General features: G+C 62.9%; 7 protein-coding genes. 5 read left to right on the forward strand and 2 right to left on the reverse strand.

The window, feature by feature from the left end:
* Positions 1-19 precede the first annotated feature (19 nt).
* From WAN02_RS17810 to WAN02_RS17830, 5 genes are all read left to right on the forward strand, one after another.
* Positions 20-139, forward strand: coding sequence for a DUF2505 family protein (locus WAN02_RS17810; protein WP_422265577.1), 120 nt, complete (start codon positions 20-22; stop codon positions 137-139).
* A gap of 1 nt (position 140) precedes the next feature.
* Positions 141-881 carry a nitroreductase family protein gene (locus WAN02_RS17815; protein WP_422265570.1) on the forward strand — a complete coding sequence of 247 codons (741 nt, stop codon included), beginning with the start codon at positions 141-143 and terminating at the stop codon, positions 879-881.
* 156 nt (positions 882-1,037) lie between these two features.
* Complete coding sequence (locus WAN02_RS17820) at positions 1,038-2,570, forward strand: hypothetical protein (RefSeq protein ID WP_422265571.1); 1,533 nt, start codon at positions 1,038-1,040, stop codon at positions 2,568-2,570.
* Between the two features lie 277 nt (positions 2,571-2,847).
* Positions 2,848-4,491 (forward strand): hypothetical protein, encoded by a 1,644-nt coding sequence (locus WAN02_RS17825; protein WP_422265572.1) that lies wholly within the window; start codon positions 2,848-2,850, stop codon positions 4,489-4,491.
* Between the two features lie 355 nt (positions 4,492-4,846).
* The gene (locus WAN02_RS17830; RefSeq protein WP_422265573.1) at positions 4,847-6,433 is read left to right on the forward strand and encodes a hypothetical protein; all 1,587 of its coding nucleotides are present in this window, start codon (positions 4,847-4,849) and stop codon (positions 6,431-6,433) included.
* 108 nt (positions 6,434-6,541) lie between these two features.
* Here the strand turns inward: WAN02_RS17830 and WAN02_RS17835 are convergent, their stop codons facing one another.
* Positions 6,542-7,372, reverse strand: coding sequence for an SDR family NAD(P)-dependent oxidoreductase (locus tag WAN02_RS17835; protein ID WP_422265575.1), 831 nt, complete (start codon positions 7,370-7,372; stop codon positions 6,542-6,544).
* 21 nt (positions 7,373-7,393) lie between these two features.
* Complete coding sequence (locus WAN02_RS17840) at positions 7,394-8,656, reverse strand: PE-PPE domain-containing protein (RefSeq protein WP_422265576.1); 1,263 nt, start codon at positions 8,654-8,656, stop codon at positions 7,394-7,396.
* Between the last annotated feature and the right edge of the window lie 166 nt (positions 8,657-8,822).

The following is an 8,822-nucleotide window of genomic DNA, read 5'->3' on the forward strand; positions in this document are numbered from 1 at the left end:
GCTGACGCTGAACGGCACGGTGGAATTCAAAGTTCCGCTGGTCGGCGGCACGGTCGAGAGCTTCATCGCGCGTGAATTCGCCCACGGGATACCGGATGTCCAGGACTTCACCGCCAAGTGGGTCACCGAGCACGCCTGAAATGACTGACACGCCGAACACCGAATCCCCCTACGCCGATGCATTTCTGGTGGCGCCGGCCACGTCCGACGCGCTCGCCGGCCTCAACATGCCGCTCCAGGACGCGATGCTGACCCAGCGGGCGGTGCGCCGCGTCCACCCCGACCCGGTCGACGACGCGGTAGTGCTGAAATGCATCGAGTTGGCGCTGCGGGCACCGACTGGCGCCAACGGCCAGAACTGGGAGTTCATCGTCGTCAAGGACCGGCGACTGATCAAGAAGCTGGCCGGGCGATACCGCAAGGGCTGGAAATTCTCCTACGGCGGGCTGCTGAGCAGTGCCGGTGACAACGACGAGTCGTTGGCCAAGGTCATCCGTGCGGCGCAATGGCAGGTCGACCACTTCACCGAGATCCCGGTCCTGGTGGTGGCCTGCCTGCGGCTCACCGTCCGCGAGGGCCGTGCGCCCTATTCACTCATGCCGCACGCCGCGGTATCCGGCTACTGGGGCTCGATCTATCCGAGCGTGCAGAATCTGCTGCTGGCCGCGCGGGCCGTGGGTCTGGGCGCCTCGTTGATCACCTTGCCGCTGTGGGGAGTGGGACGGGCCCGCAAGATCCTGGGCCTGCCACGCTCGGTCACCCCATGCTGCGTCGTGGCCCTGGGCTGGCCGCGCGGACGATACGGACCGACTACGCGGATACCGGTTGAGCAGGTGACGCATCTGGACGCCTACGGCAACCGGGCCTGGCTAAAGGATTAACGCCGGCGCAATGTAATTGGACATGCCTTTACATATGACGTTGGCCAGATAGATATGAGATTCACAAGAGACTGCCCCTTCGATAGCGACCGCTGAGGCCCTCTGAGTTTAGCTTCAGGTGCCATTCAGCTAATTCAATCGAAGGGGGAGCGCGCCATGCAGGTTGCTGCGCGTCCGTACGTCATGGCCGGCGCAGTCTTGGCTACGGCGGGTCTGGTCGGCGTCACTCCGATAGCGCAGCGGGCCATTCGTCTACCGACGCTCAGCATCGAGACCCAGCTGGTGGACGAGTCCCTGCTCAACATTCCGATGAACCTGCTCACCGACATCGCGAACATTCCCTACAACGAGGTGCAAGCCCTCAACTCGGTGGCCGGCTCGCTGTTCTTCGGCGGGAACTGGTGGGTGCCGAGCGCCACGAATCTCTGGGGCGTCGACACCGGCGACCCAACCCACGTCGCGCTGGTCACAAATGTCTTCGCGCCGTTCCCGGACTTCAGCCAAGGGCTCGGCGGACTGCAGTACCAGCTCGACGGCCTGCTCGCCGCCGAGCTGCCGGTGAGCGACTCCTGTGACGCCGAGACGTGCTTCCCGATGACGCCGCCGGAAGTCATCACCGGTAGCACGTCAATCGACCGGACCATCGGCTTCCTCAATGCCCTCACCGGCCAAGGCAGTGGGGAGAACTTCGGGCTGTTCCAGAACTGGTTCAAGGTGCCGATCGAGGACCTGATCAACGGGCACACCTTCGACGACGCGACCAGCCCCAGCGGTCCGGCCTACGCCGATCCTGCATTCGGCTTCCTCAATGGTGACAACAATCCGTTCGTGGGCGGCACAGTCGGCGACAACGATGCGATGCCGTGGAATGGTCACACCTTCTACCTGAACTTCTTTCAGCCGTTCCAGAATTACTGGGAACACCTGCTGCAGGATCCGGCGGCTGACGGCGACATCTCGGGGACCGGCATTCAGATTCCGACCCTGGACGAGATCGGTCGGTCGCTGCAGTCCGTCACGGCATCACTGATCGCGGCGTTCAACCCCTACACGGCGGGCAGCCCGGCATGCCCGGCGATGTGCGACATTCCCGAGAGCCTGACCACCCGCGCGCTGGTGGACATGTTGGACCCGAACGATTCCAACCCGATGGTCCAGGCGTGGCTGGGCGGGTTCGACTCCGGTGCGGAGTTCCCGAACAACAACGCGACTCCCGATCAGGTCGCGGCATCCATCGCGCTCTTGCAGGCCGGAATTTTCAACCTGACACCCGAGCAGCTCGATGGGGCCCTCGCACAACTGGAGGAGATCAACCCCGCGTTGCCGGCGCTGGCCGTCAACGCCGGATTCCTGACCGACCCGGGTTACCTGACCTTCGTCAACGAACCCGGTTCCGCGTTCGAGCCGGTCTACGGCGGCTGGAACCCCGCCCTGGTCCTGCCGGGGATTCTGGATCTGTTCGGCATCGACACCGGTTCATCGGGCCTCAGCGAGTTGGTCGATCCGGCGTCGTTCGACCTGAGCGCATTGCTTGGTGGCCTCGATCCTGCGGCGATGTCGTTGGATCTGGGCGAATTGTTCAGCGGATTTGACCTCCCCGGAATGTCGGAAGATTTCGCCACGCTGATCGAAGATCTGACCTCGGCATGGGTGCCCGATCTGGCGACTTCGGCACTGAGCGTGTTTTAGGCGCTGACGCTGCTAGCCGATGGCGATCACGCCGATCGCCCGAAATCTGAGACGTCCGACCAACTAATCGACGCCAATTGCAATGGCTTTGACAATGCTTTCGGCATTGGCCGAAACGTCCAATAAATTGGACGTTTTATTTCCGTTTGCGCGTGCTCCTAATTCGTGTGAGTGGAGTCACTGAATGCCGCGAGCGAATTCTTCAAAAATTGGACATACTTAGAAATTCTTACTGTATGTTCCTGCTGTTGAGTTGGCCGAACTTGAAGGGGGAGCCGTGCAGGCTGCTTCGCGTCCCTACGCCCTCGCCGCCGCGGCACTTGCCGCTGTGAGCGCCGTCGTCGTCACGCCAGTAGTGGCTCGACAGCTCCCGCTCGCTGTTCGCAGCATGGAGACCAAGCTGATCGACGCTGACATCTCCAACATCCCGGTGAACCTGTTCGACGACATCCTGAACATTCCCTACAACGAGCTCGAGGGTGGCGGTCTGTCCACCATGGCGAATTCGTTCCTCTTCACGGGGACCTGGTGGGTACCCAGCTCGACGAACCTCTGGGGTATCGACCCGGGTGATCCCACCCACGTCGCGTTGATCGACAACTTCCTGCCGCTCACCGCATTCACCGAGGGGTTCACCAACTCCGCCGGTGTGTACGAGCCGGGTCTGAACTACGAGTTCGCCGGATTACTCGCGGCCGAGCTCCCGGTGAGCTCCTCCTGTGACGCCGTGAGTTGCTACCCGATGACCCCGCCGGACGTTATCACCGGCAGCACCCAATTCGACCGGGACATCGGGTTCTTCGATGCCCTGATGGGGAAAGCCACGGACGCGAACGGCGAGCCGTTCGGGCTGTTCACCAACTTCTTCCAGGTGCCGATTCAGGACCTGATCAACGGCTACACGTTCGGGTCCAACGACTCGGGCATCGTCAATCCCGGCGGACCGGTCAACGACGGGTGGGCCTCCATTCTCGGTTGGGGCAATAGCGGCAACCCGTTTGAGGGTGGTACCGGCGCCGGCGACACGATGCCGTGGGACGGGGTGGACTACCAGCTGAACCTGCTGCAGCCGTTCCAGACCCTCTTCGACAGTTTGGAGCAGACGCCGGCAACCGACGGCATCGGTGGCACCGGTGTGGAGGTTCCCTCGCTCGAGGGCGTCATGCACACGTTCGAGAACCTCGAGGCCGGCTACATCATCGACTTCGACCCGTTCACCGCCGGCAGCCCGGCGTGCCCGGCAGCCTGTGACATCCCGAGCGAGTTCCAGGTTCCGGCGCTGGTCGCGGACATCGCCAACATGGACCCGAGCAACACGACGCTGTCTACGTGGGTGACCGACTACGCCATCAACCCGGCCTTGGTCAACGAGCCGACGGCTGACGAGGTCAACGCGTCCACCGCGTTGCTGCAGACCGGGATCTACAACCTCGACGCGCAGGAGTTGGCCGACGTGGACAAGGGTCTGGCCAGCATCAACCCTGAGCTGCCATATCTGTACACGAACGCCGGGTACTTCACCGACCCCGCGTACCAGGCGTACAGCGGCACCGGGCCGCTTGACCCGGAGTACGGCGGCTACAACCCGATGTTGGTCTTCCAGGACCTCCTGAACCTGGCCAATCACCCGACCGACTTCAGCCAGTTGAGCAACCCTGAATTGCTGTGGTTCCTCGCCGACCCGCTCACCAGCCCCGACCCGTACAACGGGGGCGTGGCAGACGGCGCGGCCGCGGTCGCAACCAATGGGCTCGGCAGCTTCGACCCCTCCCAATACTCGACTGATCTGAGCACCCTGCTGGCGAGCCTCGGCACCACCGTGGGCTCGGATGCGCTGAGCGCGGCGCTCGCCGAGATCTCGGCCCAGATCTCCGCGGATCTTGCGACCTTTGTGCCGCAGTCGATCCTGGGCATGTTCTAAACCCACCGGCAAACGGTAATCGGACCCCCAGCGCAATGCTGGGGGTCCGATTTGCGGTGAATGCGCGAATGCAATGCGTCACATTAAAAGGGCCTCGCAGATGAATTCCCGTGCGCCGGAAAGGTCGAGCCGCCAAAAGCTCGAATAGGCCGATCGTGAACGGGCCTTGACGTCGCGGACGAGAAGTTCGCATTACCGAGTCTCTACGGCACCCTTACCGGTAGCCTCAATCTCAGGTTGTGTTCAGTGTAGGCTCAGCGGGCAACTGTCGATCGGGGTGAAGGGGGCGACCGTGCAGGTGGCTTCACGTGCGTATGTCCTTGCCGCGGCAGCGGTTGCAGCAACGAGTGCCGTTGTGCTGACACCGGCCGCGCCGAAAGCCTCGCACATCCCGGTCCGCAACATCGAGACCCGTCTCGTCGATGCCACCGACGTCCCGATCAACCTGTTCGACGACATCGCGAACATCCCTTACAACGAGATCCAGGGCATCGACGTCTTCGGCAACTCACTGCTCTTCAGCGGCGACTGGTGGGTCCCCAGCGCCACGAACATCTGGGGTACCGACCCCGGGGACCTCGGGCACTACATGGGCCTCCTCGACATGGCGATCCCGTTCCCGCAGATCTCCGGGCTCGACCAACCTGAAATCGACCCCACCGCCGATGCCGACGGCACGGCGGGACTGGCGCAACAGATCGGGCTGCTGGCGGCGGCCGAGCTCCCGACGAGTGCCTCTTGTGACGCACAGACTTGCGCCCCGATGACTCCGTCGGAGGTCATCACCGGGAACACCGGTTACGACCGCGACATCGGCTTCTTCGAGGCCCTCTTCGGAAATGCCCAAAACTCAACCGGGGGAGACTTCAACCTCTTCTCGGACTTCTTCAAAGTTCCGTTGTCCGATCTGACGAACGGGTTCACTTTCACTAGTGCTGACGACCCCGGCCTGGTTGACCCCAGTCCCGACCTTGGCCCCAACGCTCCCGGCGTGACCGGCTCATTGGGCTTTGACGGCACCGGTCCCGGTGACACCATGCCGTGGGCCGGGGACACGTTCCAGCTGAACCTGTTCGGGCCTTTCGAGGACTTCTACAACAGCTTGTTCGATGCGCCGTCCACCTCCGGTATCGACGGCACCGGCATCGATCTCCCCACCGGCACGAGCATCCTCGACGCGTTCCAGAACGTCACCGCGGGTTTCATCGACGCCTTCGATCCATATGTCGCGGGAAGCCCGGCCTGCCCGGGCCAGTGCACCGACCTACCGGCTGGCATGACCCAACTCGATCTGCTGAAAGACGTGCTGGCCTGGGATCCGACCAACTCGTCGCTGGCCAGTTATGTAGGCGACTTCGCGGCGCAGAACAACGCAACTCAGCCCGAGATCAACGATGCGATAGCACTGCTGCAGACCGGTTCGTACAACTTCTCCCCGACGGAACTCGCACAGGTCGACACGGCGCTTGGCAACATCAATCCCGAACTGCCGGCGCTGTTTACCAACGATGGGATAATTACCGACCCCAACTACTTGACATATGTGACGGATCCCTCGGCGGCGGGCATCACCAACGCCTCCGGAGAGCTCATCGGGGCATACGGCGGCTACGACCCCAACTTGCTGGGGACCGACCTGGTGACGCTGTTCCAGGACAGCCTCACCACCCCGACGGACCCCACACTGTCGGCGGACCTCACGACCTTGGCGAACGACTTCAGCTTCCCAGGAGATGCGGCGAACCTGGCGGCCATCCTGGCCGGCGATCCGGTGGCTGCGGCGGCAAGCTCCACCGACCCCACCGGGTTGTCGGCGGACTTCAGCAGCCTGCTGGCAAGCCTGGGCGCCACCGCGGGCTCGGATGCGCTGTCGCAATCGCTCAGTGAACTGGGCGCGCAATTCGCCGCCGAGTTCGCCTCGCTGATACCGAGCATGTTCTAAGCCCTCAACTCCAGAAGCAGTCGGACCTCCAGCGCAACGCTGGGGGTCCGACCGCTATGTGGGTCCGGCGCTTTCGGAGTTGTTGGCGCAGAGAGAATTACGGCGGTATCAGCCGCGCATACCCGTCGTCATCACGCGGTCCCACATCCGGTCGCTCAGTAGCGCTCGCGCGAACACGGAGGCTTTCCCGGACACCCCAACGATGTAGCGGGGTTTTGGATTCTTGGCCTTGACGACCCGCACCACCGCGCGGGCGACGGTGTCGGCGCTGACCGTCAAACCCTTCGCGGTGGCCAACCTGCGGGTGGTTTCGGAATAGCGAATCTTGAAGTCGCCGTAGGGATCGTCGTCGGGATAGGAATGCTCGGTTTCGAATTGCGAACTGACGAACGGCGTTCGCGTCCCAGTGGGGTCGATCAACACGACGCGAACACCGAACGGCGCCACCTCGGCGCCCAACGACAGCGAGAGAGCCTCAATGGCGTATTTCACCGTGTGATAGGCGCCGGCGCCCGGGCTGGTGAATCGTCCGCCGGTGCTCCCGATGGTGACGATCCTGCCGTACCCTCGCGCGCGCATCGTCGGCAACACTGCCCGCGATAAATGAAGTGTGGCAACCACATTGGTCTCGAAGAGCTGCCGCAGCTCGCTCAACTCCACCTGCTCGAGCGGCCGGGGGAGCGGATAGCCGGCGCTGTTGACGAGAACATCGGCACCGCCATGCTCGGCGTTGATCTCCTCAACGAGTCGATCCACGGCGGCCTCATCGGTGACGTCGAGGGAACGGGCTTGTAAGCCCTTCGAGCGCAACGCATTCAGCGCCTCGGGATTGCGGCCGGCGGCGAATACCGTGTAGCCGCGATCGTGTAGACGATGGGCGGTGGCCTCACCGATGCCGCTCGTCGCGCCCGTGACCAGTGCGACCGGATTGGATTTCAAGGGATTGGATTAGCTGTCAAACTAAAGGAAGCTAGCCATACTCTGGAAGTAGTCGGCGAGATCGGTTGCAAAGCCAGGCAGATACGCGCTGAGCTCGGACGCCAACGGACTCGACGAGTTGGCGAGGTCACTTGCCAGTGCGCTCGCAGAATCCGACGCGTCCAGTGCCGCCAAGGCGTCCGACGCTGAGGTGCTGGACGTGAGGGCACCTGCCTCGAGCCCCGCGACGTCCGGCACGTACGGGTAGAGGTCCGGCAGATCGCTCTGCGGCAAAATGCCCATATCAACCAAGGCCGCAATCACGCCCTGATCGGCACCCGCGGCGAGGTAGGAGTCAACTGCTGTCATGTCGACGTCCGGGTTTGACATCGTCGCGGGTGTGTCGACATCCGCATCGCCAGTCCAGTTGTAACCCAAGTCCACCAGCACCCGCATGTCGGGCTGCATCAAGTCGGCAAAGGTCGACTCCGCGCCGGGCGCACCGCGCAGATCGTTCAGCAGCGGCAGATCCTGGGTGGGAATCATGTAGTAGTCGGTGTTGACGTCAGCCGCCGAGGTGTTCTCCGCCACCGCGCCGGCGAGCTCTGAGGGGGTGAAATATGCGGGCCAGTCGGTCAGCAGGTAGGGGTGCAAGTCGACGTAACCGTCCGCAGCGTTGAGGTCGGCGAGGAAGTTGCCGTCATATTGCGGAAAGTCGGACGCCCCACTGTATTCGATGGAGTAGATGTCGGTGGTGTACGGAGTGTCCGCCGGCGTCACGGGAAGATTCGCGCCGGCGTAATCCGGGAATCGGGTGAAAAATCCGCCGTTGGGTGTTTGCAGGTTCTCCGCCAGAACGAATTTCAGGCCGTCGACGTCGGGGTTGCCCTCGGCGGCGAGGTTGATCATCTCTTGGGTCTCGATCGCGGTGCTCATCGAGTAGCCGAATACGACGAGGTCGGGGTTGTTCGCGGTCAGCTGGTCCTGGATTGCCTGGTCAAGGTCGCCGACGCCCTGGGTGAGCCCGGACCCGTAGTCGGTCTCAGGGGTGTATACGCTCACCGGGTCGACCACGTTGTACGTGGGCTGCCCGGCGAAGTACGGGGTCGTGGGGTCGACATACGTGCCGATCACTTCCTGCATGTAGGTCGCATCCGGCTGGGGCAGGAACGCGTGGCCCATGACCAACGCGGTGTAGTCAGACGCGTCGTCGGCGAAAGCGTGTGCCCCGTTGAATATCGACGTACCGTCCAAAAGACAGGCGCAGGCGCTCGCCAAAAGACCGAAACCCAGCCCACGAGCCATCCGCGGTGTCATTCATCCCCGTTCAGAAATGTCGCCCCCAGTTCGCCTACAAATTACTACTTTTGGCACTTGATGTGGGTGTTCTTGACGTTAACAACTCGAAAGAGTCGCGGCCAGCCGTTTTCATGTTTCCATTATCAGCAAGCCGGGTAATGTCCACCGCGTG

The sequence above is a fragment of the Mycobacterium sp. genome (genome assembly GCF_049281135.1).
In the GTDB taxonomy this organism is placed as follows: Bacteria; Actinomycetota; Actinomycetes; order Mycobacteriales; family Mycobacteriaceae; genus Mycobacterium.

Coding starts and splice junctions, on each gene's coding strand:
- WAN02_RS17840 (WP_422265576.1), bottom strand. CDS start 8,656: ATGGCTCGTGGGCTGGGTTTCGGTCTTTTGGCGAGCGCCTGCGCCTGT.
- WAN02_RS17820 (WP_422265571.1), top strand. CDS start 1,038: ATGCAGGTTGCTGCGCGTCCGTACGTCATGGCCGGCGCAGTCTTGGCT.
- WAN02_RS17815 (WP_422265570.1), top strand. CDS start 141: ATGACTGACACGCCGAACACCGAATCCCCCTACGCCGATGCATTTCTG.